The following is a 24190-nucleotide window of genomic DNA, read 5'->3' as shown; positions in this document are numbered from 1 at the left end:
TCAGGACACCAGTGACGTGCGGGAGAGCAGGTCGATCGCCGCGTAGACGTGCCGCAGCGTCGGCGCCGGCACGCGGGTGAGCTCGGCGATCTCCACCACCGCGGCGATGATCGCGTCGTGCTCCAGCCGCTTGCCCGCCTCCAGGTCCTGGAGCATCGACGTCTTGTGGTGCCCGACCCGGCGGGCGCCGTCGATGCGCTTGTCGATCGAGATCTGCGGGTCGCAGCCCGCCGCCCGAGCGATGGTCAGGGTCTCCGCCATCATCTGGGCCACCAGGTCGCGGCTGTCGTCGTGCTCGCAGATCTCGACCATGGTCGCGCGGGTCAGCGCGCTCAACGGGTTGAACGCCACGTTGCCCATGAGCTTGATCCAGATGTCCTCGCGGACGTCCTTCTCCACCGGGCACTTCAGCCCGCCCGCGATCATCGCCTCGCTCAGCGCGACGCACCGCGGGGAGATGCTGCGGTCCGGTTCGCCGATCGAGAACCGGGTGCCCTCGAGGTGCCGGATCACGCCCGGATCCTCGATCTCCGTCGAGCAGTAGACGACGCAGCCGATCGCGCGTTCCATCGGCAGCACGGCGGTGACGGACCCGCCGGGGTCCACGGCCTCGATCCGGTGTCCCTCCAGGGGATGCCCGGTCATGCCGTGGAAGTACCACCACGGAATCCCGTTCTGCGCGGCGATCACCGCGGTGTCCGGCCCCATCAACGGGGCGAGCAGATCGCCTGACGACGCGTAGGAGTACGCCTTCAGACCGAGGAAAACGTAGTCGACCTCGCCCACCTCGGCGGGATCGGAGGTCGCATGTGGACGCGCGGTGAAATCACCGCGCGGACTCAGCACCCGCACGCCGTGCTCGCGCATTGCGGCGAGATGGGCTCCTCGCGCGATCAGGTGGACTTCCACGCCGGCCCGGTCCAAGGCCGCTCCGACGTAGGCACCGATCGCTCCGGCTCCGAGAACAGCGATCTTCATAGCACGCCCCGCTCTGCCACACGGCAAGATTGCATACAGTATACGTACAACCCGACTGTTCTTCTAGAAGTGCTTTTTGCATACGAAAAGCTGTAGGCTGTCTGACATGACCTCTTTGCCCAGTGGCCGCCGGGCACCGCGCGGCTCCCTCAGCGCCGCCGCGACCCGCCGGGTCGAACGGCCCGCACCACTGCGACAGGCCGTCTACGACGCCTTGCTGGAACTCATCGTCAACCGCACGCTCGCCCCCGGCCAGCACCTGGTCGAGGCCGAGCTCGCCGAGTACCTGGGCGTGAGCAGGCAACCGGTGCGCGAAGCCCTGCAGCGCCTGCAGACCGACGGCTGGGTCGACCTCCGGCCTGCCCAGGGCGCTTTCGTGCACACCCCGACCGAAGAAGAAGCCGACCAGCTGCTCGCCGTGCGCAGCGTGCTGGAGACCTACTCGGCGAAGCTCGCCGCCGAGCATGCCACCGCCGCCGACGTGAAGCTTCTCAGGAAGCTGCAGAAGGCGGGCGAGGAGGCCCTGGTGGCCGCGAACGTCGAGCGCCTGGTCAAGGCGAACGCCGACCTGCACGCGGCCGTCGCGGCGATCGGCCGCAACAAGGTCCTGTCCGAGATGATCGGACTGGTCGACCGCCGGGTGCGCTGGTACTACACCCCGATCGCCCGCCCGCGCAGCCGCGACTCCTGGAACGAGCACGCCGAGCTGGTCACGGCCATCGCCGAGGGCGACGCGGAACGGGCCGGCGAGGTCATGCACAACCACGCAGAGCAGACCCGCCAGACGTACCACGACCGCAAGACGTCCGAAAGCTCTACCGAAAGCGACTGATCGATCACTGTCAGATCACCCAATTCGGTCATTTGGTACCGTACGGGTGATCCGCGACACGATGGCGGCCGATTGCATACAAAACGCAGTATGCTGAATCGCGTCAGGGACGGGGTCAACGGAGACCCGCGAGAGGACTCCCACTGGGTGCCTGAGAAATGGGTACCCGGTGGACAAGACCCCGGCCGCAACCCTGACCTTCCCGTGCGACGGTGCCTGTCAGGCTGCTGCCTGCCCAGACTCCGGGCGCCCCGGGAACCACCATCGAGGTTGAAAGAAGGAACGCCATGTCCCGCTTCAAGAACTTCGCGCGCTCGCTGACTCAGCCGCGTGAGGGTTTCTCCGCAGACGGCCGCGCGCTGGGCCTCGGACTGTCCACCGCGCTGACGGAGCAGCGCAAGGACGCCGAGGCCCAGGCGGCTGTGGCCAAGACGCTCCGCAAGGACGCCGAAGGCCACACGATTCACGGCTGAGAATCCTTCACAGGAGCGTCTTCTTCGCTCCTTCGCGCACTCTCGGCATCCTCCACGGCGGACTGAGCTGCCCGGCGTGAGGAATGCAGGCTCCACACCGTCGTGACGGCGAGCGTCGCGATGATGACCCCGAGGGACACCACGATCGGGATCTCCGGGGCCCACGAGACACCGTGGTGGTGCAGCGCCTCGAAGATGAGCTTGAACCCGATGAACGCGAGCACCACCGCGAGACCCTTGCTCAGGTGCACCAGGCGATCCAGGAGACCACCCACCAGGAAGAAGAGCTGGCGCAGGCCCATCAACGCGAACGCGTTGGCGGTCAGCACCAGGTACGGCTCCTTGGTGAGTCCGAAGATCGCCGGGATGGAGTCGACGGCGAACAACAGGTCGGTCGTGCCCACCGCGACCATGACGATCAACATCGGTGTCACGACGCGCTTTCCGTCGATGCGCGTCGTCAACGACGCACCGTGGTAGACGTTCGTGGCCGGCAGGAACCTCTTGACCGCGCGCAACGCGGCGTTCTCCTTGAGGTCCGCCTCCTCGGACTCGTCCTGCTTCAACAGCTTCCACGCGGTGAAGATGAGGAACGCGCCGAAGAAGTAGAACAGCCAGTCGAACCGTGCGATCGCCTGTGCTCCGGCGGCGATGAACACGGCTCGCAGCAACAAGGCCAGGATGATGCCGACGATGAGCACCTTCTGGCGGTACTCGCGTGGCACCGCGAACCGGGCCATGATGATCACGAACACGAACAGGTTGTCGACGCTCAGCGAGTACTCGGTGATCCAGCCGGCGAAGAACTCACCGCCGTGACCGGGCCCGGCGAACAGCGTGACGCCGAGTCCGAACACGATGGCCAGGCCGACGTAGAAGAGCACCCAGTAAAGCGATTCGCGGAACGACGGCTCGTGCGGTTTGCGGACGACGAGGTAGAAGTCGAACGCGATGATGGCGGCGATACCGCCCATCGTCGCGATCCACACCCAGACGGGAAGATCCAACATCCTTGGCTCCTTCGGCGGAAGGGAAGGTCAGCGGGAGGCGGTGGCCTGCGCACGCAGCCGCGCTGCGATGCGTTCGTGCAGCCACAGGAAACCGATGGCCCAGCCGAAGCTCACGATCCCTTGGTAGGCGAGGAAACCGGCCAGATCCGCGGGCAGGCGGACCTGCCCGGTGAGCACGAGGCTCACGGTGGTCTCGTGGATCAGCCTGGCCAGCGGGAACGCCACGAGCCAGTACAACGCCACGGGAGCGAACCGCCCGGCCGGCAGCCGGCCCGACGCCGTCAGCAGGCCGAACCCGCCGCCGAACGCGCCCAGCGGCAGGCCGAGCGCCACCATCGTCACGAGGGCCCAGCCGAGCGGCTGGCCGACGAGCGCGGCCAGCCCTCCCGCGATGAGCCCGGCGGCCAGCCCGACGAACGCGCCGGGGACCGCTTCCTTCAGAAACCCTTCGCGGATCTGCATCTCAGCCCACCACTACGCCGAATTTGATGAGACTGAAGAACAGCATGCCCAGGTAGAACAACGCTCCGAAGCCGATGATGATGTTCGTGACCAGCTTGGGGCGGATGGGTTTGGGCAACATCCGGTTGTTCACCAGCAGGAGCACCACGCAGTAGGCACCCATGGCGAACGTCGACAGGAACGCGAGCACGTCGAGGATCGCGCCCGGCCCGTCGGCGGGTCCGAAGAGCAGGATCAGGATGCCGAAGGTGATGACACCCCAGAGGAATCCCGCGTAGAGGTGGGACATGCGGAACTTCTTCGCGCCCTTCACGAAGTGGTACGTCATGTCCGCCTGGCCGCGGGAGAACGAGTCGAACAGGCCGAGCGTGGCGTTGAGACCGATCAACGCGATGAAGCCGAGGAACACCCCGCCGAGCACCGGTCCACCGGCGGAGGCGAACGCGTCCGACATCGCGTTCAGCGCCGCTTCGCGTTCACCGGACTCGATGAGCGCCTTGACGTCCGGGGACGTCCGCGACGCCGACTGCGCGAGGACCGTGAAAGAAACCGTGACGAGCATCGTGATGCCCCAGAAGAGCAACAGCGCGTCGAACGTGACCCAGCGCCGCCAGCCCTTCCACTTCGCGAGCTCGTCCTTGTCCTCGGTGTCGAACATGAAGCCCCGGCTGGGCATCTGCTCCTCTTCGCCCGCGTGCCGCAGTCCGCGGAGCTTCGGGATGTGCGCGCCCATGCCCGCGCCGCTGTCGCGCAGGTGCAGCGTGTACCACATCTGCTGCATGCCGGACGGGCCGGCGAACGCGATCGAGCCGACGATGATCGGGAACCACTCCGGCGACATCGCCTGTGCCGGGAAGTACCCGAACTGGAACATGCCGGACACCGTGCTCGTCAGGTCGCCCCAGGTGCCGACCATCGCCGCCACCACGGCCGTGCTGACGACCAGCAGTCCGATGAGGATGGACAGCAGGTTCTCCAGCAGGTTGTAGATGACCTTGGCGAGGCTGAACAGCACCCCGACCAGGATCAGTCCCACGCACGCCGAGACCGTCCAGGGTATGCCGGTGATCTTCTCCAGTGCCGCCGCACCGGCCGACAGGTGACCCGGCCAGATGTAGACGAGTATCGCGACCACGAAGAAGAACCACATGATCGGTTTGAACACGCGTGCGGCGCCGAAGAAGATGCTCTCCCCCGTCGCCATCGCATACCGCGCCATCTCGAGCATGACCACGGCCTGCAAGGTCACGCCGACCAGGAAGAGCCACCTGATGTCCGGTCCGAAGACCAGCACCAGTCGTGGCCACATGTACGACTCGCCCATGCCCACGCCGAGCGCCACCAGGAACACCGTGGGACCGAGCAGGTGGATCGACGGTGGTGCGTCGGGGAGTTTCCTGATGGGCATCGCTTCCAGCTTGCCCGCGGCCCAGGTGCGCTCCTTCTCGGGAGGCGAACTGGTTTCCGTGCGAGCTGCCAGATTTGGATCATCCACGGTTAACAACCTCCAGAGGACCGGCTGTCTTCGTTGACCTCCCTGGCGGGTTCGCGACCGTGGGCGTGTCACGGTCGCGGACGGGCCATCTCTCCTTGCATGCCGGGGTGGTCGTGGTCTCTCCCAAGACCACGACCACCCACGACTTAACTACAGCAAGCCGGCAGCACGGGCCCAGCGGTATTTGGCACCCAGTACTGCGACAGGCTTCTCCGTTGTGTACGGATACGCAACCACTCCGTTCCGGTACAGGTACTCGCTGGCCTCCTCGACCTGCACGTCACCCGCAAGGGAGGCGACGACCGGCTTGTGGATTCCGTTCGCCCGGTACTCCTCCACGACGTCGACCACGAGCTTCGCGAACACCATCGGAGGCGTGACGATGGTGTGCCAGTAGCCCAGGATCAACGAGTGGATCCGCTCGTCGGCGAGACCGAGCGCGATCGTGTTCCGGTACGTCGAGGGCGGTTCCCCGCCGGTGATGTCGACGGGGTTGCCCGCCGCGCCGAAGGGCGGGATGAACTTCCGGAACGCCGCGTCCAGGTCGTCCGGAATGCTCATCAGCGTCAACCCGTTGTCCACACAGGCATCTGAGAGCAGCACGCCCGAACCGCCCGCGCCGGTGATGATGACGACGTTCTCGCCCTTCGGCGTCGCGAGCAGCGGGATGCCGCGCGCGTACTCCAGCAGGTCGTTCAGGCCGGGGGCGCGGATCACGCCGCTCTGCCGCAGGATGTCGTCGTAGACCCGGTCGTTGCCGGCGAGCGCGCCGGTGTGCGAACTCGCCGCCTTGGCGCCCTGGTCGGTCCGGCCGGCCTTCAGCACGACGACCGGTTTCTTTTCCGAGACGCGTTTCGCCGTTTCCGCGAAGGAACGACCGTCCTTGAGGTCTTCCAGGTGCATCGCGACGAGCTGGGTGTTCGGGTCTGACTCGAAGAACGTCAGCAGGTCGTCCTCGTCGATGTCGGCCTTGTTGCCCACACCCACGATGGACGAGACGCCCATGCCCGCGGAACGGCTGAATCCGAGGATCGCCATGCCGATTCCGCCACTTTGCGACGTGAGGGCGACGCCGCCCTTGACGTCGTACGGCGTGCAGAACGTCGCTGAGAGGTTCTCCGGCGTGTAGTAGTAGCCGTAGATGTTCGGGCCGAGGATGCGGACGCCGTGCTTGCGCGCGATCTCCACGATCTCGTTCTGCAGCTCGATGTTCCCGGTCTCGCCGAAGCCGGACGGGATCATGATCGCGCCGCCGACGCCCTTCTTGCCGACCTCTTCGAGGGCGGCGGGCACGAACTTGGCCGGGATGGCGAACACCGCGACGTCGACGTCTCCTGGAACGTCGGCGATGCTGGCGAACGCCTTGATGTCGAGGATCTCGTCCGCTTTGGGGTTGATCGGGTAGATCGTGCCCCCGTAGCCGCCGTTGACGAGGTTCTTCATCACCGAGTTGCCGATCTTGCCCTCTTCGTTCGAGGCACCGATCACGGCGATGGCGGACGGCTTCATGATCCGGTTCATCGAGGCGAGGATCTCGTCCTGGGTGAACCGGACCGGCTCCTTGGCGGCGTTCTCGTCCACCAGGATGCGGACGTCGACCGCGGTGGCGCCGGACGGCGTGGCGAGCACCGGGTTGAGGTCGACCTCCGCGAGTTGCGGGAAGTCGGTCACCAGGTCCGACACGCGGTGGATGAGGTCGGCGAGCTTGCCCGCGTCGACCGCCTCGGCACCGCGGACGCCTTGGAGGATCTCGGCGGCCGCGATGCCGTTCACCATGGAGAGCGCTTCCTCGGTGCTGGTGGGCGCCAGCCGGAAGGTGACGTCCTTCAGCACCTCCACGAGGATGCCGCCGAGGCCGAACGCGACGATCTTGCCGAACGTCTCGTCGGTGGTGGCGCCCACGATGACCTCGTGGACCTCGTTGCCGGTCGGGAGCTGCTGCTGGACCTGGACACCGGTGATGTCCGCGTCCGCCTTGTAGTTCTCGGCGTTGTGGATGATCGTCCGGTAGCCCTCGGCGACCTCGGCCGCGTTCTTGAGGCCCACCAGCACACCGCCGGCCTCGGTCTTGTGCAGGATGTCCGGTGAGACGATCTTCAGCACGACCGGGTAGCCGATCTCCTCGGCGAACGCGACGGCGCCCTCCGACGACTTCGCCAGCGCCTCGGCCGGGGTCGCGATCCCGTAGGCGTCGCAGACCCGCTTGCCCTCCGGTGCGGTGAGGGAGTTCCGTCCCTCGGCCCGCACCTTCGCGAGTACGTTCTCGACCGCGGCGCGGTCGTAGCCGTTGTCCGGCATGAGAATTCTTCTCCCTTGAGGATAGGGTCCGTGTCGAGGTCCGGGTTCGATGAGAGTCGCGCCTGAGGTGGTTTCTGGCGGTGCGGCCGGATGGCCCGCATACCGGTGTTGTATTCGGGTCGTCCGGCCGTGCCGCCAGGGGCCGCCTCAGGCCCGGCTATCGCGGACTCGGACTTCGACACGGGCCCTAGATGACGCCGGCGGCGCGCAGTCCCGCGAGGCGGTCCGCGCTGTAGCCGAGTGCTCCGAGAACCTCGTCGTTGTGCTCACCGAGCAACGGCGGGCGCTGGACCGGCACGTCGTTGTCCGAGAGCTTGAGCGGGTTGCCGACCGTCTTGAACGTGCCGCGCTCGGGGTGCTCGACCTCGACGACGGTGCCCAGTTCGGCCAGCGTCTCGTCCTCGATGATCTCCTTGGTGGACAGGATGGGTCCGCACGGGATGTTGTGGGCGTTGAGCTTGTCCATCACCTCCCACTTGGTGTGCTTCTCCGTCCACTCCTCGATCAGCGCGAACGCCTTGTCCAGTTTGGACAGCCGGACCTCCGGCGTGGACCAGGCCGGGTCCTCGGCGAGCTCGGGCCTGCCGATCAGCTCGGTCAGCGGGGCCCAGCCGACAGGCTGGATGATCACGTAGATGTAGTCGTTGGGGCCGCCGGGGGCACAGCGCACCGCCCAGCCGGGCTGGCCACCACCGGATGCGTTGCCGGAGCGGGGCACTTCGTCCCCGAACTGCTCGTTCGGGTACTCCCCCAGCGGCCCGTGGGTGAGCCGCTGCTGGTCGCGCAGCTTCACCCGGCACAGGTTGAGGACGGCGTCCTGCATCGCCACCTGGACGCGCTGGCCGCGTCCGGTGTTCGTCCTCTGGTACAGCGCGGCCAGAATCGCGGCCACCAGGTGGATTCCGGTGCCCGAGTCGCCGATCTGCGCGCCCGTGGCGAGCGGCGGACCCTCCTCGAACCCGGTGGTGCTCATCGATCCGCCCATCGCCTGCGCGATCACCTCGTACGCCTTGAAGTCGGCGTAGCGGCCGGGGCCGAAGCCCTTGATCGACGCGTAGACGAGCCTGTCGTTGAGCTCCTGCAGCTTCTCCCACGGGTAGCCGAACCGCTCGACGACGCCGGGGCCGAAGTTCTCGACGAGGACGTCGACGTCTCCGATGAGCTTCTCGAAGACCTCCTTGCCCTCGGGAGACTTCATGTTGAGCGTGATGCTCCGCTTGTTGCAGTTGAGCATCGTGAAGTAGAGACTGTCCACTTTGGGCAGATCGCGGAGTTGCCCGCGGGTGATGTCACCCTTGCCGGGCGTCTCCAGCTTGATGACGTCCGCGCCCAGCCAGGCGAGCAGCTGGGTCGAGGACGGTCCGGATTGGACGTGCGTCATGTCGAGGACTTTGACGCCCTCCAGGGCCTTGGCCATCTCAGCTCACCTACTTGTACATCGTCTGGTTCATGGTCCCGGGCGCGTACACGTCGGGGTCGATCCACACGTTGATCAGCGACGGCTTGCCGGACTCCCGGGCGCGCTGCAGGGCGGGCCCGATGTCCTTGGGGTCGCGGACCTCCTCGCCGTAGCCGCCGAGCATCTTGGCGAACTGGTCGTACTTGACGTCGCCGAGCGTGTTGCCGACGCGCTCGCGCTCCAGCCCGTACTTGGCCGCCTGGCCGTAGCGGATCTGGTTCATCGACGAGTTGTTGCCGACGATGCCGACGAACGGCAGGTTGTAGCGGACCAGCGTCTCGAAGTCCCAGCCGGTGAGGGAGAACGCGCCGTCACCGAACAGGGCCACGACCTCCTTGTCCGGCCTGGCCAGTTTCGCGGCCAGCACGAACGGGACGCCGACGCCGAGCGTCCCGAGTGGACCGGGGTCCATCCAGTGGCCGGGTGACTTGGGCTGCACGACCTGGCCGGAGAAGGTGACGATGTCGCCGCCGTCGCCGATGTAGATCGAGTCCTCGGTGAGGAAGTCGTTGATCTCGCTCACCAGGCGGTACGGGTGGATCGGCGAGTCGTCGGAGAGCAGGTGCTCCGCCCGCCGCTGCCGCGCCTTCTCCTCGACCGCCTGCAGTTCCTCCAGCCACACCTTGCGGCCCATCGCGCCGTTGTCCTCGCGGCCGGAGGCGGCCTGCGTGACAGCGGAAAGGACGAGGTCGGCGTCACCGACGATGCCGAGGTCGACGTCGCGGTTCTTGCCGACGGTGCGGTAGTCGAGGTCGATCTGGACGACCGTCGCGTTCGCGGAAAGCCTTCGGCCGTAACCCATCCGGAAGTCGAACGGGGTGCCGACGATCACGATGACGTCGGCGTTGTCGAAGGCGTAGCGGCGCGACAGCTGGAAGTGGTGCGGGTCGCCGGGCGGGAGGGTGCCGCGACCCGCGCCGTTCATGTAGGCGGGGATGTTGAGCGTGCGCACGAGCTCGATGGCCGAGTCCGTGGCGCGCGTCGTCCACACCTGGCTGCCCAGCAGGATCGCGGGCTTCTTGGCGTTCACCAGCAGGTCCGCGAGCTTCTCGACGTCCGCCGGGTCGCCGAGGCTGCGGGTGGAGGCGCGGTAGTGGCCGGCCTCCGGTACTCGTGCCTGTGAGACGGGCACCTTGGCGTCCAGGACGTCGCGCGGGATCTCCAGGAACGACGGACCCGGTGCGCCTGCGTTGGCCTCGCGGAACGCCATCGACACCATGTCCGCGATGCGGGCGGTGTGCGGGACGTTCGCCGCGAACTTGGTGATCGGCGTCATCATGTCGACGTGCGGGAGGTCCTGCAGTGAGCCCATCTTGTGCTGGCTCAACGCACCCTGGCCGCCGATCAGCAGCATCGGGCTCTCCGCGCGGAACGCGTTGGCGACGCCCGTGACGGCGTCGGTGGTGCCGGGCCCCGCCGTGACGACGGCGCAGCCGGGCTTGCCGGTGATGCGGGCGTATCCGTCGGCCGCGTGCGCCGCGACCTGTTCGTGCCGGACGTCGATGACGGCGATGCCCTCGTCCACGCAGCCGTCGTAGATGTCGATGATGTGCCCGCCGCACAGCGTGAAGATGGTGTCGACGCCCTCTGCTTTGAGGGCCTTCGCCACCAGGTGGCCACCAGAGATGGACTCAGGAATCGACTCCGGCTCCGCGGAACTCGTCATCGGCGATCAGCTCCCCTTGGCGCTTCGACTGTAGATTGCATACCGTATGAGGTAGGCATATCGTTACTCCGCTACCAACCGGATGTCCATAGATGGCCGCAAGTTTTCGGCGAGAGGACGTAGACGGTGGATCTTTTCGAACACGAGGCGCGGGACCTCTTCGAGCGGCACGGGGTGCCCGTTCCGCGTGGTTTCGTGGCGGACACTCCTGAATCCGCGCGCGAGGCCGCCGCCAGCCTGGGCGGCACGGTCGTCGTGAAGGCTCAGGTGAAGACCGGCGGCCGCGGCAAGGCCGGCGGCATCAAACTCGCTTCGACGCCCGACGAAGCTTTCACGGCGGCCACGGCCATCCTGGGGATGGACATCAAGGGCCACACCGTGCACAAGGTGCTCATCACCGAGGCGAGCGAGATCGCCGAGGAGTACTACCTGTCGTTCCTGCTCGACCGTGCCAACAGGACGTTCATCGGCATGGCGTCGGCAACGGGCGGCATGGAGATCGAGGAGATGGCGGACTCCATCACTCGAATGCCAGCTTCGTCCTTCGACGCATCTGGAGTGTTCCCCCCGGAAATTGCTGCACAGATCAACGACGTCGCTTCCGCGTTGTGGAAGGTCTTCGTCTCCGAGGACGCGACCCTGGTCGAGGTGAACCCGTTGGCGCGCACCAAGGACGGGCGAATCATCGCGTTGGACGGGAAAGTGACGCTGGACGACAACGCGTCGTTCCGGCACTCTCGAAGCTCGGACGACGTGCACGGTGACCCGCTGGAGGTGCGGGCCGCCGAGAAGGGGCTGAACTACGTCAAGCTCGACGGCACCGTCGGTGTCATCGGCAACGGCGCTGGCCTCGTCATGTCCACATTGGACGTCGTGGCGCTGGCGGGCGCCGCGCCCGCGAACTTCCTCGACATCGGCGGCGGCGCGTCGGCCCAGGTGATGGCCGACGGCCTCGAGGTGATCCTCTCGGACCCGTCGGTCCGCAGCGTGTTCGTGAACGTGTTCGGCGGCATCACCGCGTGCGACGCGGTGGCCAACGGAATCGTGCAGGCCCTCGGGATGCTCGGTGATCGCGCCGACAAGCCGCTGGTGGTGAGGCTCGACGGCAACAACGCCGAGGCGGGCCACCGGATCCTCGACGAGGCACGACACCCGCTGATCACCGTGGCGCACACGATGGACGACGCGGCCGGCCGTGCCGCCGCCCTCGCTGGTAAGGAGTCCTGATGGCGATCTTCCTCGACGAGAACAGCCGTGTGATCGTCCAAGGCATGACGGGCTCGGAGGGTGCGAAGCACACCCGTCGCATGCTCGCGGCCGGCACTCAGGTGGTCGGCGGTGTGAACGCTCGCAAGGCGGGCACGTCCGTCGACTTCGACGACGTGACGCTGCCGGTGTTCGGCACGGTCGCCGAGGCGATGGAGGCCACCGGCGCGAACGTGTCGGTGCTCTTCGTGCCGCCCGCGTTCACCGGTGACGCGGTGATCGAGGCGATCGACGCCGAGATCGGGCTCGCCGTGGTGATCACGGAAGGCGTCCCGGTCCACGACACGGCACGGTTCTGGGCGCACGCTCAGGGTCGTTCCACCCGGATCATCGGACCGAACTGCCCCGGCATCATCAGCCCCGGCAAGGCGAACGCCGGGATCATCCCGTCGGACATCACCAAGCCGGGCTCGATCGGGCTCGTGTCGAAGTCGGGAACGCTGACGTACCAGCTGATGCACGAGCTGAAGGACTTCGGCTTCACCACGTGCGTCGGCATCGGCGGCGACCCGATCGTGGGCACGACGCACATCGACGCGATCGCGGCGTTCGAGGCCGACCCGGAGACCGAGCTGATCGTGATGATCGGCGAGATCGGCGGGGACGCGGAGGAACGCGCGGCGGAGTTCGTGCGGGACAACGTGTCCAAGCCGGTCGTCGGCTACGTGGCCGGCTTCACCGCGCCCGAGGGCAAGACGATGGGGCACGCGGGCGCGATCGTCTCGGGGTCCTCGGGGACGGCCGAGGCGAAGAAGCAGGCGATGGAGGCGGTGGGGATCAAGGTCGGCAAGACGCCGTCCGAGACCGCCGCGCTGGCCCGCGCGATCCTGACGAGCTGAGCAGGACGGCTCGGGCCCTGGGGATCAGGGCCCGAGCCGCTTCAGTCAGCCAACCGGTTGTGCCTCGCGGTCTGCCTCCGCGCGGCTCGACTCCGTGCCGGTGCGCGACTGGGCGGTGGGCAACTCGGCCGATCCGCCCTCGGCCTTGTCGCCGATCACCGACAGGGCCTGCTTCACGATCTTCAGCACGGCCTGCGCACCCTCGACCAGCTTGATCAGGTTCTCGCCGCTGGCCAGGAGTTCACCGAGCTTGGCCGCGATCCGCCCACCGCACTCGACGGCGATCTGCACGCACTGCGGGATCGCCATCGCGACGCTCTGCCCGAACGTGGCCGCGGCGGTGGCGAGCGCCTGGGTCATGATCGGCACGATCTTGCCGACCGCCTCGGTGATCAGCCGAGTCACCTCGGCGACCACCTGCGCCACCACCTCGCCCGCCTTGATCAGCGCGGAGGCGTTGGTCAGGGCGGTCTCGGCGACGGACAGCACGCCGTCGACGAGTTCCTTGCCCGTCTTGGCGTACTCCTCGGCGCTCGCACCGGACCAGCTGTCGGTGTCCTCGCCCTTCTTCGCGCCGTACTCCTCGGCGAGGGTGGTGGCCGCCTTGCCCGCGCTCTGGAACTCCCCGGCGCCCTGCTGGACGTTGCCGGGGTTGCCGCTGAGCTGGTCGAGCGGTTCCTCCAGGAACGAGATCATCGACGTGAGGAAGCCGACGCCCGCGCTGTCCAGTGCCTGCAACGGTTTCCCGGTCGTGCCGAGCTCGCTCATCGGTGCCCGCGGGGTGGCGGCGAGGTCGGCCGACAGCCACTGGTCCGTGGTGATGGCGTTGGTGGTGGTGCGGAGTTCGGTGAGCAGCGCGGCGATCGTGCCCGCGTCGGTGGTGGTCATCGGCCTGCTCCCGTGACGTCCTCGGCGTTGCGCTCGTCGGTGCGCTGGTAGTTCTCGGCGGTGCGGCGCATCCCTTCCCCCACCTTGTCCATTGTGGACGCAAGGTGCGCGAACGCTCCCATCGTCTCCCCCATCGGGCCGCTCAGGCCGGTAGCGAGGAACCCGGCGAACTGCCCGAGCGAGTCCTGGCCGAGCTGGTCGGGCAACGCGGTGCCGGTGGCGGCGAGCTGGTCGGCATATCCGGTCAGCGTCCTCGCGTGGCGGCGGAGCTGTTCGTGATCGGCGGTGAGGCTCATCGCACCGCCTCCGGCGCGTGGGCGGTGATCTGGTGCAACGCGTCGCCGTCGCCGAGGTAGTCCGTCATGATCTCGGTCATCCGCGCGCTCGCCAGCCGTTGCGCCTCGCGGGCGGTGCCGACGATCAGCGTCGCGAGCGTGTCGACGTCGAGCTTGCGCGCGGCGGGCGTCAACGTGACGTCGCCGAGCACCCCGCCCGCGTTGACCGTCACGGTGACCTCACCACGCGGCGACGTGGCACTCGCCCCGGCCTGGTCGAGGCTGGCGCTCGCTTCGCGCGCGTTGTACGCAACGCGTTCGAGCCGTTCGCGGTAGTCCGCCAGCCACTGCTCTGGATTCACTGTCTCTTCTCCCCCTTCTGGGGTCTGTGTCTGAGTCCGGTTCGATGAGAGTCGAGCCTGAGGTGGTTCCTGGTGGTGCTGCCGGGCGGCCCGCGTACCGGTGTCGTACGTGGGTCGTCCGGCCGTGCCGCCAGGAACCACCTCAGGCCCGGCTGTCGCGGACCGGACTCAGACACAGGCCCCTGGCCCGCGCTGTTGCGGCGAGCTCACCTATTGCGCGGACCAGGTCGTTGTGCCGCAACGGGTTGACGCTGACCCAGCCGTCCGCGCCCACGTCGACCCTGACCCGTCCGCCCGTGCTGTCCACCCACGACACCTCGCGCCGCTGCCCGCCGCGCACCACACCCGCCTGCCCCTGGCCGACGACCTCCAGCTCGTACCCGGCCCCCGGCGGCAACGTCACCGGCATCACCTGGGCGGGCCGGACCTGCGGAACCAACGCCGCGAGCTCGTCGCCGAGCGTCTCCGCCTCGACGTGCACGACCCGCACCGTGCTCTCTGTTTGCGTGCACACCACGGCGTCGGCGCCGTACACCATCGCGACCGCCCCAGCTCCCGGCACCACGAGGTCGACCACGGCCGTGTGCTCGTGCAGCGCCGTCACGAGCTCCGCCGCCATCCCCACCGGCCCGTGCTGGGCGGCGAGTCCGCGCTGCTGCAACCCGTGTCCCGCCTCGGCGAGCAGCTGAGCCCGTTCGTCCGCTTGCTCGCCGAACGACGGCACCCTCAACGGAAACGGCCACCGCACCCCGGCGTGGGTGGCGAGCAGGTCCATCTCGACCAGGTCGAAGGCGATCACCGCGCCGCCTTCCGCGCCTGCTCGGCATCGGTCTCGACGTAGGTGCCCCCGATGTCCGCGAGCATCTGCCGGAACTCGCGCACCTCGCGTTCCGCCGCACTCACCTCACCGGCGAGCCCAGACCCGGCGTCCTTGAGCCGCTTCGACAGGTCCTGTGCGGGCGGCGCCGTCCCGAGCAACGGCTGCCGCTCCGCCAACCGACTGGCCGTCGCCACCAACTCCCCAGTGAGCTCGGCCAACCGTGTGAGCGTGCGCACCCGGTCCTGCAACTGGTCGGGCGAAACCTCGTAGCCGGTCACTGCTCCTCCCCGATGACGGCGGGCGACACCCGTTCGGTGATCGCGAACAGGTCGTGGTCGAGCGTCGGCATCTGGTTCTCGTGCCGCTGCTCCTCGTCCTTGCGCGCGGCCCCACCCGCAGGCCCGCCCATGGCGTTGCTCTGCGCTGCCTTGGTCTCGCCGACCACCGATGTGGAACCGACGACCCCGCCGTGCGGCACGGCCATCACCCCGGCGCGCATCCCAGGCGTGACCTGCTGCGTAGCGCTCACCACCGGCCCGCTCGCAGGCGCGGCGCCGCCCGTGGTGCCGCTCATCAGGCGTTGCCACGGAACCCCGCCCGAACTGGGCGTGCGCACCGAGGTCGCGCTCACCGGGCCAGGCGCCGAAACGCTCGCGCGGGGCGATGCGGCAGCCTGCGGGACGGTGGCGCGGGCGTCGTCGATCAGGCGTCCGCTGCCGTTGAGGCTCGACTCGTAGGTCTGCATGGCCCGGACGGCCTGGGCCTTCTGCTGGTCGGCCGACGCCGCCCCGAAGTAGAAGTAGAACCCGGACGTGGCGCCCGCAGGCATGGTCGGCGCACTCGGCAACGCGAACGGCGCAGGCGCGCTCGGCAGTGCGAACGGCGCAGGCGAGCCGAACGACGCGAGTGTCGTGGGCGACGCGAAAGGCGCGGGCCCTCCCGGTGCCCCGAACGACGCCGGTGCGGACGGCAACGCGAACGGCGAAGCCCCACCCACCGCAGGCACCCCCACCGGCGCGGGCACGCCCGGCGCTCCCACCGATCCGGCCGCGCTCGGCTGTGTGAACGGCGCCGCGAACGCCGGCACCGTCATCCCCGGATCCGGCGGCGCCGGCATCGCTGCTCTCGCCGCCGCCAACGCGTCCGCCGAGTCCTGCGCCGCCTTCTGCCCCGCCCCGGCCAGTTCGCTGATCTTCTCGATCCGCGAGGCCAGCGCCCCCAGCCGTGCCGCGGCCTCCTCCGCCGCCGCCCCGCTCCACCCCTCGAGCAACGCCGCCCGCTGCTCCCGGAGCACCTCGGCGTGCGCGGTCAGTGCGGCGCGGTGGCGCGTCCAGTCCTCGGCGACCGTGCTGACGTCGGCCACGTCGGCGTCCTGCCACAGCATCCGGTGCAACTCGGCGTGGCTGTACGCCTCCCAGTTGATGCCTGACACCCCTGGCTTCCCTCCCTCGTCCGTCCCCGGTGTGAACGATCACACCGGGGCCAAACGAGGCACCAGGCCAGCAGACCGGCCGTTCGTGGCCGGTTGGCCTGATCAGCGAGAACGGGCGAAGTGATCCTGCAGCCGGGCGTGCCGGAACTGGTAGACCGCGCCCGCCCGGCGGAGCACGCCGCGGCGGTAGGCGTCGTCCAGGAACGCCGGGAGGTTCCACGGCAGCCTGCCCGTCAGGGGCAGCCACACGCGCGCGAACACCACCCACTGGCCCCACGCGGTCAGGCTCAGCACGTAGGCGAGTCCGCCGCCGATGCCGCCGACCGACCCGAGCGCCAACGCCGTCGTCGGGCTCCACACCACCTCGAACCGCAGCGCGGTCAGGCCCTGCGCGACGACGCCGGTCGCGCCCATGACGAACACCGCGAACACCGGCACCATCACGGCCACCATCCCCAGCACGGCACGCCGGTTCGTCGCCAGCAACTCGCGCGGGCTGCCCGCCGAGCGCACGTCGAGCGGCGCCTCCAGCGCGGCGACCACGGCGAACACCAATCCGGCGCCGAGCCCGAACACCAGGCCGAACACGCCGACGTCCACCAGCACGCCCGACGTCAGCCAGGAACCAGGCGTGGCCAGCCAGAACGCCATCGCGCGCGCCAGTCCGTACGCCGCCCCGACCGCCCCGCCGAACGCAAGCCCGAGCAGTCCCCGCGTCCACACCCGGCGACCCGCCCGGCCCCGCAGGCGCAACCTCGACCGCACCGGTTCCAGCGGCGCCCGCGACACCACGACCCGGTGCGCACCCCCGAACAACACCCCGGTGACCAGCCCGATCATCACCGCGAACAGCAGCCCCCGGACCCCCAACGCCCCCACCAGCGCCGTCTCCACCACCAGGTCGGCGACCCCGACGGCCACACCCACACCCAGCCCCGTGACAGCAGAGGACGTCCCGAACCGCCACCACGCCACGTCGTGCGTGCCGAGCCGCGTCAGGTGGTCCGCGAGATAGCCGAACCAAGGCCGCACACGGTCAGCATGCGAGCTGTATACAGCTGGTATGAAGCTGCTGAGCAGGTGGCGTTCAAGAGATTCGGCCGAGTCGAACTCCAGCAACGCGACCGGGTCGTGGTCCGGGGTGTCGCTGTAGATCCGCCGCGCCAGCGCCACCATCAACGGCGTCGTCAGCACCTCCGCCAACGGCCCGCCGCGGCGCACCTCGTCCAGCACGGGCTTCCACACGTTGCCGCCGGGTCCGGTCTTGCGGGTCGTGCGCGGCAGGTAGTCCTCAAGATCGTCGACATCGAGGTCGCACAGCACGACCGCAGCAGCAGACGTGAGCACCTTGGTACCGGCAACAGCATCGCGGTACTCGTCCACACGGCTGGTGAGCACCAACGGCAGAGTGGTGGTGTTCAACGCGACGAGCGCCGACCGGTGCAATCCGCTGCCGATCTCGTCAAAGCCGTCCAGCACCGGCAACACCCGCTGCGAGTCGACCAACGCCGACGCCAGCGTCCCGCCCGGCCCCGGCCCGCCGAGAAACGGGTGGTCGCGGACCAGCTGCGCGGCCAGCCAGTCCCGCAGCCCCACCTCGCCGGGATGCCAGGAACCCAGCTGGAAGATCACCGGCACCGGGTCACGAGCGTCCTTCCGCGCCAGCAGGTCCAGCACGAAACGCGTGGTCAGCACCGTCTTGCCGGACCCGGCACGGCCGAGCACGACCAGCCGCCGCGACCCGATCGAGCGGTACACGTCGACGACCCGGTCCACGCTCCCGGCCAACTCGACGACGTCACCGACGTTCGTCCAGCCGTCCATCAACGCCCCGGCGGCCGCCTCCCACCGCACCGGCAACGGCACGGGGTCGTGGACCTGCCGCTGCTCCTCCTCGCGCCGCCACCGGGCTTCGACCTCGACCTTCAACTGCTCGACGGCCTCGTGCAACGGATCGAAGCGGGCGGGCTCCGAGGCAGGCTCCGAAACGGGCTCATCCCGTCCAGCAGCGGAGAAGAGCTCAGCGCGTTCAGCACCGGAAAGCTCCAATGCGTCGGCCAACGCGCGCACGGTCCCGATCCGCGGATCGCCGCGTTCGCCCGTTTCGAGGCCACGCACCGTGCGCACGCCCACACCGGCACGCGCGGCGAGCGCCTCCTGGCTCAGCCCCGCCCGCTGCCGCCACTGACGCAGCAGTGAACCGAACCGGCTCGCCACAACAGCCCCCTCAAGCCTGGATGATCAGCACACTACCGAGACAGCCGTGTCTCGTGGCCGTTCCCGCCCGGTTGGAGGAAGATCGCGGATGTGCTGACCGAGTGGCTCCACGCCGTGCCGCCGTTGCTGGTCTACGTAGTAGTAGGCCTGGTGGTCGGCGTCGAGAGCATGGGCATCCCGCTGCCGGGCGAGGTCGTGCTGGTCGCGGCGGCGCTGATGGCGTCGCACCACGACGGGATCTCACCGCTCTGGGTCGGCGTCGCGGCATCAGCGGGCGCGATCATCGGCGACAGCGTCGGGTACGCACTGGGCAAGCGGTTCGGGCAGCGGATCTTCGGCTGGGCGGGCGAGAAGTTCCCCAGTCACTTCAGCCAGGACAAGGTCGGGAAAGCCCAGGCGCTGTTCCAGAGGTACGGCGCCTGGGCTGTCTTCTTCGGCCGGTTCGTGGCGTTGCTGCGGATCCTCTCGGGTCCGCTCGCGGCCACGATGGGCATGCACTACGGGAAGTTCCTGCTGGCCAACGCAGCGGGCGGCGTTGCGTGGGCCGGCGGCACGACAGCGGCCGTCTACTTCGTCGGAGAGGCCGCCGAGCACTACCTCGCGGAGTTCTCGTGGATCGCGCTGCTGGTCGTGCTGCTCGCGGTCATCGGGTTCAGCGTCCGAGCCCGGCTCCGCCGTTCACACCGATGACCTGGGCGGTGATGTGCCCGGCCTCCGGCGTGGTCAGGAACGTGATCGCCGCGGCGACGTCGGCGGGCGTGCCCGCGCGGCCGTTCGCCGGGTTGCCGACGAGCTTCTTGCGCCGTTCCTCCGACAGCGTCCCACCGAAGAACTCGGTGTCCTCGACGACGCCGGGCGACACGACGTTGACCGTGATCCCCCTGGTCCCCAGGGCGAACGCGAGGTCCGCCGTCCACGCCTCGACCGCGGACTTGGCCGCGCCGTAAGCACCCGAACCGCGCCGTCCGGCGATCGACCCGAGCGTCACCACGCGGGCGTTGTCGGCCAGGCGCGGTTGCAGCGCGGTCGTCACGAGGACCGCGCTTATCACGTTGGACTCGTAGTTCGCGAGCCACAGGTTCTTCACGTCGGTCAGGTTCTGCGGGGCGGGCAGGCGCCGGGTCATGTTGCCGCCCGCGTTGTTCACGAGAACATCCACAGTGGACGGCAGGTCGGACAGCGCCGCCTCCACCGAGTCCGGGTCCGCCGCGTCGAACACGACCGCCCGCGCGCCGATCTCCTCCGCCGCCGCCTTCAGGACGTCCTCCCGGCGTCCCGTGATCACCACCTCGAGACCCTGCTCGACGAGCCGGGCCGCCACTGCCTTGCCGATGCCCGTGCCGCCGCCGGTCACCACTGCTGTACGCGTCATGCGGTCCTTCATAACAGCGGAATACCTGCAGGTCGATCGGCTTGTCAGCCGATACCGGTTCACGTCTGTGACTAGGCTGCTCACACCCGACTCCGCTGGGGAGAATCACATGGAAACTCGCACTCTTGATACAGACGGCGCCGTCATCACGTACGACGTGAGCGGCTCCGGCGGCCGTCCGCTGATGATGATCGGCCAGCCGATGGACGCCAGCGGGTTCACCGCGTTGCGCGCCCAGTTCCCCGACCGCACGGTCATCACCTACGACCCGCGCGGCCTCGGCCGCAGCACCCGTTCGGACGGTCGCACCGAGAACACGCCGCAGATCCAGGCGGGCGACGTGCACGCGGTGATCGAGGCCGTCGGCGGCCCGGTCGACCTGTTCGCGTCCAGCGGTGGCGCGGTCACGGCGCTGGAACTCGTCGCCACGTACCCGGACGACGTCGTCACGCTCGTGGCGCACGAACCGCCCATCATCGACGTGCTGCCCGACGCGGCCGCCGCGCGCAAGGCCCGTGACGCCTTCATGGAGGCCTACCAGGCCAAGGGCCAAGGCGCCGGCATGGCGGCGTTCATCCACATGAGCTCGTACCAGGGCGAGTACGGCGACGAGTACTTCGCGTTGCCGCTGCCCGATCCCGCGCAGTTCGGCATGCCGGCCGAGGACGACGGCAAGCGCGACGACCCGTTGCTCGGCACCGCCTCGCTCGCCATCACCGACTACCACCCGCGCGTCGAGGATCTGGCCGCCGCGTCCACCCGTGTCGTGATCGCCGTGGGTGAGGAGACCGGCGACGCGTTCACCGCGCGCACGGCCGTCCACACGGCACGGTTGCTCGGCCAGGAGGCCGTCGTGTTCCCCAGCCACCACGGCGGGTTCATCGGCGGCGAGTTCGGCTACGCGGGCAAGCCCGAGGAGTTCGCGGTCAAGCTCCGCGAAGTGCTCGGCTGAGAACGACGTCGGCGGCCTTCGCAGCGCCGCCGCTGTCGTGGATCGCGGCACGCATCCGGTCGAGGTTCCGCCGGATCGTGCCGTCGGACGACACCCGATCGACGGCCGCGCGCAGGTCCGCGTGGTCGTCGATCCGTTCGCCCAGGCCGAGTTCGACGACGCGGTCGGCGTTCGCGGCCTGTTCCGGCGTCTGCGGCACGACGACCAGCGGCACGCCCGCGTGCAGCGCCTCCATCGTGGAGTTCATGCCGCCGTGGCTGATGAACGCCCTGGCGTGCTTGAGCACCGCGGGCTGCGGGAACCACGGCCGCACGTCGACGTGTTCGGTCCCTTCGACGTCCCGCGCAGTCATCGCCACCTGCCACGCGCCGTCGGCGAACTGGTCGAGACACGCCTGGTAGAAACCGGCGTCGCTCATCACGGAGCCGAGCGAGACGAACACCAGCGGCACGTCGTCCCTGCGCGGCCGCCACTCCTCGGCGGCGCGCTCCCCCAGCACGGGGCCGACGAAGTGGAACGAGTCGTCGAACGTCTCCGCGTGCGGCTGGAACTCGCGCGGTACGAACACGATGCTGCACGCCTCGGGCGCCTCGATCGTGCTCGGGATGTCGAGGTCGACGTCGTGGCTGCTCACGAACTCCGCCAGATCGTCCGCAACATATTGCGCAACGCTCGCGTCCATGAGGTTGTAATGCGCGTTGGATGCCGTGTGTGGCACCGTGCGTACAGCTTGTATACCGAGTGCACGCGCGATCAGCCGGGCGGGCCAGTTCGTGGAGTCGTAGACGATCAGGTCGGGTTTCGAGCTCCGGCAGTGGTCGAGCAGGACCGGGTAGGTCGCGGCCATCGCCCGGAAGTAGTGCGGAAACCACTCGTCGATCGGGTTGGCGGTGACGGGCCGGAAGGCAGGCAGCGCGGGGAGTTCCACCCACCGCGCGCCCGCTCCGGTCACCGCCTCCGCGTGGTCGGCGCCGGTCGCGTACTCGACCTCGGCACCCCGTGCGGCCAGTTCCGCGACGACCGCGAGGGTCGGCGTGACGTGACCATGACCTGCGAGCGTGACGAACAAGATCCCCATTGGCCCGATCCTGCCGAACGCGCGCAAGTGATTTAGCGCAGGAACGCCTCGATCACCTCGGCCACCCGCAGGCCGCTGGCGAAGTCCGCGAGGTCCCGCGGGTGTTCGCCCTTCATCGCCTGGGCGAACAGGGTGAGCCGGGAGTAGTCGGAGCCGGTCTGCTCCAGCGGCACCGGCTCCCACGCGCCACCGTCCGAAGTGGACAGCAACGCCCACTGGTCGAGCCGCAGCGACCGCTCGGTGCCCCAGGCGGTCCACTCGTAGACCTCGGGCCCGGCGAGCCCGGAGAACGCCGACACGTGCACCGGCACGCCGCTCCCCCGCAACACGCCCCGCGCGGCGACCTCGGCCTCACCCGGACCGGGGAAGTCCGACGACACCGACTCGACGGTGAGCGGCCCGAGCATCCGGTCGGTCAGGTAGACGAAGTGCGACAACACCTCGCGCACGAACCCGCCCTGCTCGGACCGGGACAGCCAGGTCGCGTCCGCCTGGAACGCCCGGGGCCACACCGGGAACTGCAACCGGATCTCGACGCCCCGCAGCGTGCCGAGCGAGGCCAACCGGCGTTCGATCTCGACCGTGGCGACCATGTCCGAGAGGGCGAAGTTCACGGCGTTCGGCCGTCCTTCCGCCGCACCCGCCATCGCGCGGGCCTCGTCCAGGTCGACGGCCAGGGGTTTCTCGCAGAACACCGCCTTGCCCGCGGCGAACGCCTTGAGCACCAGGTCGGCGTGCGAGGCGGGCGGCGTCGACACGTACACGGCGTCCACTTCGGACAGCACGTCGTCGAGGTTCGTGACGACCGGGACGTCGAGCGTCTTGGGTGCGACGTCGACGCCCGCGACCACGGTGTACTCGGGATGTGCCTGCGCCGCCGTCAGCATCCGGGTGCCCATGGCTCCCAGGCCGACGACGGCGAGGCGAATCGGGTCAGCGATCATGCGCCTATTCTGCCGGTGCCCACGCCTTCGACAGCTTCACCCGTGAGCCGGTCTGCAGCAGCGAGCCGGTGTAGAGGCGGGACGCGACCAGCAGGATGACCACCACGGTCACCGCGAGGATCCCGAGCGAGAGCAACGCCTCCCACGCCGCCGCCTGCTCGGCGAACAACCGCACCGGCATCGCGACCCCGGCCGTGAACGGCACGAACGACATCACCTTGAGCACCGTCGGGTTCTCGTAGAAGAACTGCACGCCGAAGTACGGGCCCATGACCGCGATCATGACCAGACCCATCGTCGAGCCGAGGTCCTCCTGACGGCTGACCAGCGCGCCCGCCACCGCCCACATCGACGAGATCAGCACGAACCCGAACATGAGGAACGGGATGAACCAGCCGAGCGCGGGCGCGACCACCCCCAGCAACGTGCCGAGATCGGCGACCCGCAACGCGATCGGTGCCGCGAGCGCCAGCACCACCACCTGCCCGAGCGTGAGGATCGTGTGCCCGAGGATCTTGCCGGCGAGCAGTGCGCGGACCGGGACCGTCGACACGAGGATCTCCACGATCCGCGTCTGCTTCTCGGTCACGGTGCTCTGCGCGATGGCCGCGCCGCCCATGCCGAACATGAGGAACACCAGCCCGAACACGATCACCGTGACGGACCGCTGCCCGGACGTCACCGCCGAGGGGTCGAGCAGTTCGACCGGAGGTGCCTCGACGAGTTCGCGGATCACGCTGTTCGGCGGGTCGTTGAGAGCGAGGACCTTGATCCCGGTGCCGTCCGGCACGATCGCTGCCTCGGCGTCGTCGGACCTGACCAGGTCGGCCGCCTCCTGGACGGTCCCGACCTCCTGGACCTCGAGCGCTTTGCCCTGCACGGCCTGCGAGGCCGAGCCGACGACGGCGACCTTGGGATCGTCGCCGCCGAAGACGGTCGGCAGCACTGTGAGCGCGAACAACCCGACGATGGTGAACGCGAAGCCGATCCAGAAGCCCTTGGTGGTGACCAGGGTCTTCATCTCGCGTTCGGCGACGAGCCACGTCGCCTGGCTGAAGGAGGCGCGGGCCAT

24 protein-coding genes are annotated in these 24190 nt (G+C 68.8%); 6 read left to right on the top strand and 18 right to left on the bottom strand.

Annotation, left to right across the window (positions count from 1 at the left end; translation table 11 throughout):
* Entirely contained in the window at positions 1 to 978 is a 978-nt protein-coding gene (locus JNUCC0626_RS03290) for a 2-dehydropantoate 2-reductase (protein WP_394618143.1), read from the bottom strand.
* A gap of 106 nt (positions 979 to 1084) precedes the next feature.
* On the opposite strand from JNUCC0626_RS03290, the gene JNUCC0626_RS03285 reads away from it, so the two are divergent.
* Together JNUCC0626_RS03285 and JNUCC0626_RS03280 are read left to right on the top strand one after the other, a co-directional pair.
* A complete protein-coding gene (locus tag JNUCC0626_RS03285; protein WP_394618142.1) occupies positions 1085 to 1810 on the top strand; it encodes a GntR family transcriptional regulator in 726 nt (241 codons plus the stop codon).
* 287 nt (positions 1811 to 2097) lie between these two features.
* The gene (locus JNUCC0626_RS03280) at positions 2098 to 2283 is read left to right on the top strand and encodes a hypothetical protein (protein WP_394618141.1); all 186 of its coding nucleotides are present in this window, start codon (positions 2098 to 2100) and stop codon (positions 2281 to 2283) included.
* On the opposite strand, the gene JNUCC0626_RS03275 is transcribed toward JNUCC0626_RS03280, so the two are convergent.
* The 6 genes from JNUCC0626_RS03275 to JNUCC0626_RS03250 form a co-directional block, all read right to left on the bottom strand.
* A complete protein-coding gene (locus JNUCC0626_RS03275; RefSeq protein WP_394621957.1) occupies positions 2274 to 3290 on the bottom strand; it encodes a TerC family protein in 1017 nt (338 codons plus the stop codon). The two genes, JNUCC0626_RS03280 and JNUCC0626_RS03275, sit on opposite strands and share 10 nt — an antisense overlap.
* A gap of 30 nt (positions 3291 to 3320) precedes the next feature.
* Positions 3321 to 3755, bottom strand: coding sequence for a hypothetical protein (locus JNUCC0626_RS03270; protein ID WP_394618140.1), 435 nt, complete (start codon positions 3753 to 3755; stop codon positions 3321 to 3323).
* Between the two features lies 1 nt (position 3756).
* Positions 3757 to 5250 (bottom strand): Nramp family divalent metal transporter, encoded by a 1494-nt coding sequence (locus JNUCC0626_RS03265; protein WP_394618139.1) that lies wholly within the window; start codon positions 5248 to 5250, stop codon positions 3757 to 3759.
* 150 nt (positions 5251 to 5400) lie between these two features.
* The gene (locus JNUCC0626_RS03260) at positions 5401 to 7548 is read right to left on the bottom strand and encodes an acetate--CoA ligase family protein (RefSeq protein WP_394618138.1); all 2148 of its coding nucleotides are present in this window, start codon (positions 7546 to 7548) and stop codon (positions 5401 to 5403) included.
* A 187-nt stretch (positions 7549 to 7735) separates the two neighbouring features.
* Entirely contained in the window at positions 7736 to 8965 is a 1230-nt protein-coding gene (gene frc / locus JNUCC0626_RS03255; protein WP_394618137.1) for a formyl-CoA transferase, read from the bottom strand.
* A 10-nt stretch (positions 8966 to 8975) separates the two neighbouring features.
* The gene (locus JNUCC0626_RS03250) at positions 8976 to 10673 is read right to left on the bottom strand and encodes a thiamine pyrophosphate-binding protein (RefSeq protein ID WP_394618136.1); all 1698 of its coding nucleotides are present in this window, start codon (positions 10671 to 10673) and stop codon (positions 8976 to 8978) included.
* A gap of 126 nt (positions 10674 to 10799) precedes the next feature.
* Here JNUCC0626_RS03250 and sucC point away from each other — a divergent pair, with 126 nt between their 5' ends.
* Together sucC and sucD are read left to right on the top strand one after the other, a co-directional pair.
* Positions 10800 to 11900: an ADP-forming succinate--CoA ligase subunit beta gene (gene sucC / locus JNUCC0626_RS03245; RefSeq protein ID WP_394618135.1), complete on the top strand. Its 1101-nt coding sequence runs from the start codon at positions 10800 to 10802 to the stop codon at positions 11898 to 11900.
* Positions 11900 to 12778: a succinate--CoA ligase subunit alpha gene (sucD, locus tag JNUCC0626_RS03240; protein WP_394618134.1), complete on the top strand. Its 879-nt coding sequence runs from the start codon at positions 11900 to 11902 to the stop codon at positions 12776 to 12778. Before sucC ends, sucD begins: the two co-directional genes overlap by 1 nt.
* A gap of 45 nt (positions 12779 to 12823) precedes the next feature.
* On the opposite strand, the gene JNUCC0626_RS03235 is transcribed toward sucD, so the two are convergent.
* The 7 genes from JNUCC0626_RS03235 to JNUCC0626_RS03205 all read right to left on the bottom strand — a co-directional run bounded on the left by JNUCC0626_RS03235 (position 12824) and on the right by JNUCC0626_RS03205 (position 18772).
* Positions 12824 to 13666 carry a hypothetical protein gene (locus JNUCC0626_RS03235; RefSeq protein WP_394618133.1) on the bottom strand — a complete coding sequence of 281 codons (843 nt, stop codon included), beginning with the start codon at positions 13664 to 13666 and terminating at the stop codon, positions 12824 to 12826.
* Positions 13663 to 13962: a WXG100 family type VII secretion target gene (locus tag JNUCC0626_RS03230; RefSeq protein WP_394618132.1), complete on the bottom strand. Its 300-nt coding sequence runs from the start codon at positions 13960 to 13962 to the stop codon at positions 13663 to 13665. Before JNUCC0626_RS03230 ends, JNUCC0626_RS03235 begins: the two co-directional genes overlap by 4 nt.
* Positions 13959 to 14303, bottom strand: coding sequence for a YbaB/EbfC family nucleoid-associated protein (locus JNUCC0626_RS03225; protein ID WP_394618131.1), 345 nt, complete (start codon positions 14301 to 14303; stop codon positions 13959 to 13961). Before JNUCC0626_RS03225 ends, JNUCC0626_RS03230 begins: the two co-directional genes overlap by 4 nt.
* Positions 14304 to 14445: 142 nt before the next feature.
* The gene (locus JNUCC0626_RS03220; RefSeq protein ID WP_394618130.1) at positions 14446 to 15102 is read right to left on the bottom strand and encodes an ESX secretion-associated protein EspG; all 657 of its coding nucleotides are present in this window, start codon (positions 15100 to 15102) and stop codon (positions 14446 to 14448) included.
* Entirely contained in the window at positions 15099 to 15401 is a 303-nt protein-coding gene (locus JNUCC0626_RS03215) for a hypothetical protein (protein WP_394618129.1), read from the bottom strand. The genes JNUCC0626_RS03220 and JNUCC0626_RS03215 overlap by 4 nt, the downstream gene beginning before the upstream one ends.
* Entirely contained in the window at positions 15398 to 16555 is a 1158-nt protein-coding gene (locus JNUCC0626_RS03210; protein WP_394618128.1) for a hypothetical protein, read from the bottom strand. Before JNUCC0626_RS03210 ends, JNUCC0626_RS03215 begins: the two co-directional genes overlap by 4 nt.
* A gap of 102 nt (positions 16556 to 16657) precedes the next feature.
* The gene (locus JNUCC0626_RS03205; protein WP_394618127.1) at positions 16658 to 18772 is read right to left on the bottom strand and encodes an NACHT domain-containing protein; all 2115 of its coding nucleotides are present in this window, start codon (positions 18770 to 18772) and stop codon (positions 16658 to 16660) included.
* A 90-nt stretch (positions 18773 to 18862) separates the two neighbouring features.
* On the opposite strand from JNUCC0626_RS03205, the gene JNUCC0626_RS03200 reads away from it, so the two are divergent.
* The gene (locus JNUCC0626_RS03200) at positions 18863 to 19462 is read left to right on the top strand and encodes a DedA family protein (RefSeq protein WP_394618126.1); all 600 of its coding nucleotides are present in this window, start codon (positions 18863 to 18865) and stop codon (positions 19460 to 19462) included.
* Here JNUCC0626_RS03200 and JNUCC0626_RS03195 read toward each other — a convergent pair.
* The gene (locus JNUCC0626_RS03195; protein ID WP_394618125.1) at positions 19425 to 20144 is read right to left on the bottom strand and encodes an SDR family NAD(P)-dependent oxidoreductase; all 720 of its coding nucleotides are present in this window, start codon (positions 20142 to 20144) and stop codon (positions 19425 to 19427) included. The two genes, JNUCC0626_RS03200 and JNUCC0626_RS03195, sit on opposite strands and share 38 nt — an antisense overlap.
* Positions 20145 to 20253: 109 nt before the next feature.
* Between JNUCC0626_RS03195 and JNUCC0626_RS03190 the strand changes: the two genes are divergently transcribed.
* The gene (locus tag JNUCC0626_RS03190) at positions 20254 to 21096 is read left to right on the top strand and encodes an alpha/beta fold hydrolase (protein ID WP_394618124.1); all 843 of its coding nucleotides are present in this window, start codon (positions 20254 to 20256) and stop codon (positions 21094 to 21096) included.
* Here JNUCC0626_RS03190 and JNUCC0626_RS03185 read toward each other — a convergent pair.
* Genes JNUCC0626_RS03185 through JNUCC0626_RS03175 form a run of 3 tightly spaced genes read right to left on the bottom strand, consistent with a single transcriptional unit; the run spans position 21071 to position 24190 of the window.
* On the bottom strand, positions 21071 to 22174 hold the full coding sequence (locus JNUCC0626_RS03185) for a macrolide family glycosyltransferase (protein WP_394618123.1): 1104 nt from the start codon (positions 22172 to 22174) through the stop codon (positions 21071 to 21073). The genes JNUCC0626_RS03190 and JNUCC0626_RS03185 overlap by 26 nt on opposite strands.
* Before the next feature lie 32 nt (positions 22175 to 22206).
* Positions 22207 to 23118 (bottom strand): Gfo/Idh/MocA family protein, encoded by a 912-nt coding sequence (locus tag JNUCC0626_RS03180; RefSeq protein ID WP_394618122.1) that lies wholly within the window; start codon positions 23116 to 23118, stop codon positions 22207 to 22209.
* Positions 23119 to 23122: 4 nt separating this feature from the next.
* Positions 23123 to 24190 carry an ABC transporter permease gene (locus tag JNUCC0626_RS03175; protein WP_394618121.1) on the bottom strand — a complete coding sequence of 356 codons (1068 nt, stop codon included), beginning with the start codon at positions 24188 to 24190 and terminating at the stop codon, positions 23123 to 23125.

The sequence above is a fragment of the Lentzea sp. JNUCC 0626 genome (assembly GCF_043632865.1).
GTDB lineage: Bacteria > Actinomycetota > Actinomycetes > Mycobacteriales > Pseudonocardiaceae > Lentzea.
Note: the sequence above shows the minus strand (reverse complement) of the source record. Positions and strands in the feature narration are given on the sequence as shown.

Excerpts from the sequence above, each read along its gene's own strand:
- JNUCC0626_RS03290 (WP_394618143.1), bottom strand. The coding sequence starts at position 978 with ATGAAGATCGCTGTTCTCGGAGCCGGAGCGATCGGTGCCTACGTCGGA.
- JNUCC0626_RS03285 (WP_394618142.1), top strand. The coding sequence starts at position 1,085 with ATGACCTCTTTGCCCAGTGGCCGCCGGGCACCGCGCGGCTCCCTCAGC.
- JNUCC0626_RS03280 (WP_394618141.1), top strand. The coding sequence starts at position 2,098 with ATGTCCCGCTTCAAGAACTTCGCGCGCTCGCTGACTCAGCCGCGTGAG.
- JNUCC0626_RS03270 (WP_394618140.1), bottom strand. The coding sequence starts at position 3,755 with ATGCAGATCCGCGAAGGGTTTCTGAAGGAAGCGGTCCCCGGCGCGTTC.
- JNUCC0626_RS03260 (WP_394618138.1), bottom strand. The coding sequence starts at position 7,548 with ATGCCGGACAACGGCTACGACCGCGCCGCGGTCGAGAACGTACTCGCG.
- frc (WP_394618137.1), bottom strand. The coding sequence starts at position 8,965 with ATGGCCAAGGCCCTGGAGGGCGTCAAAGTCCTCGACATGACGCACGTC.
- JNUCC0626_RS03250 (WP_394618136.1), bottom strand. The coding sequence starts at position 10,673 with ATGACGAGTTCCGCGGAGCCGGAGTCGATTCCTGAGTCCATCTCTGGT.
- sucD (WP_394618134.1), top strand. The coding sequence starts at position 11,900 with ATGGCGATCTTCCTCGACGAGAACAGCCGTGTGATCGTCCAAGGCATG.
- JNUCC0626_RS03235 (WP_394618133.1), bottom strand. The coding sequence starts at position 13,666 with ATGACCACCACCGACGCGGGCACGATCGCCGCGCTGCTCACCGAACTC.
- JNUCC0626_RS03230 (WP_394618132.1), bottom strand. The coding sequence starts at position 13,962 with ATGAGCCTCACCGCCGATCACGAACAGCTCCGCCGCCACGCGAGGACG.
- JNUCC0626_RS03195 (WP_394618125.1), bottom strand. The coding sequence starts at position 20,144 with ATGACGCGTACAGCAGTGGTGACCGGCGGCGGCACGGGCATCGGCAAG.
- JNUCC0626_RS03190 (WP_394618124.1), top strand. The coding sequence starts at position 20,254 with ATGGAAACTCGCACTCTTGATACAGACGGCGCCGTCATCACGTACGAC.
- JNUCC0626_RS03185 (WP_394618123.1), bottom strand. The coding sequence starts at position 22,174 with ATGGGGATCTTGTTCGTCACGCTCGCAGGTCATGGTCACGTCACGCCG.
- JNUCC0626_RS03180 (WP_394618122.1), bottom strand. The coding sequence starts at position 23,118 with ATGATCGCTGACCCGATTCGCCTCGCCGTCGTCGGCCTGGGAGCCATG.
- JNUCC0626_RS03175 (WP_394618121.1), bottom strand. The coding sequence starts at position 24,190 with ATGGCCCGCGCCTCCTTCAGCCAGGCGACGTGGCTCGTCGCCGAACGC.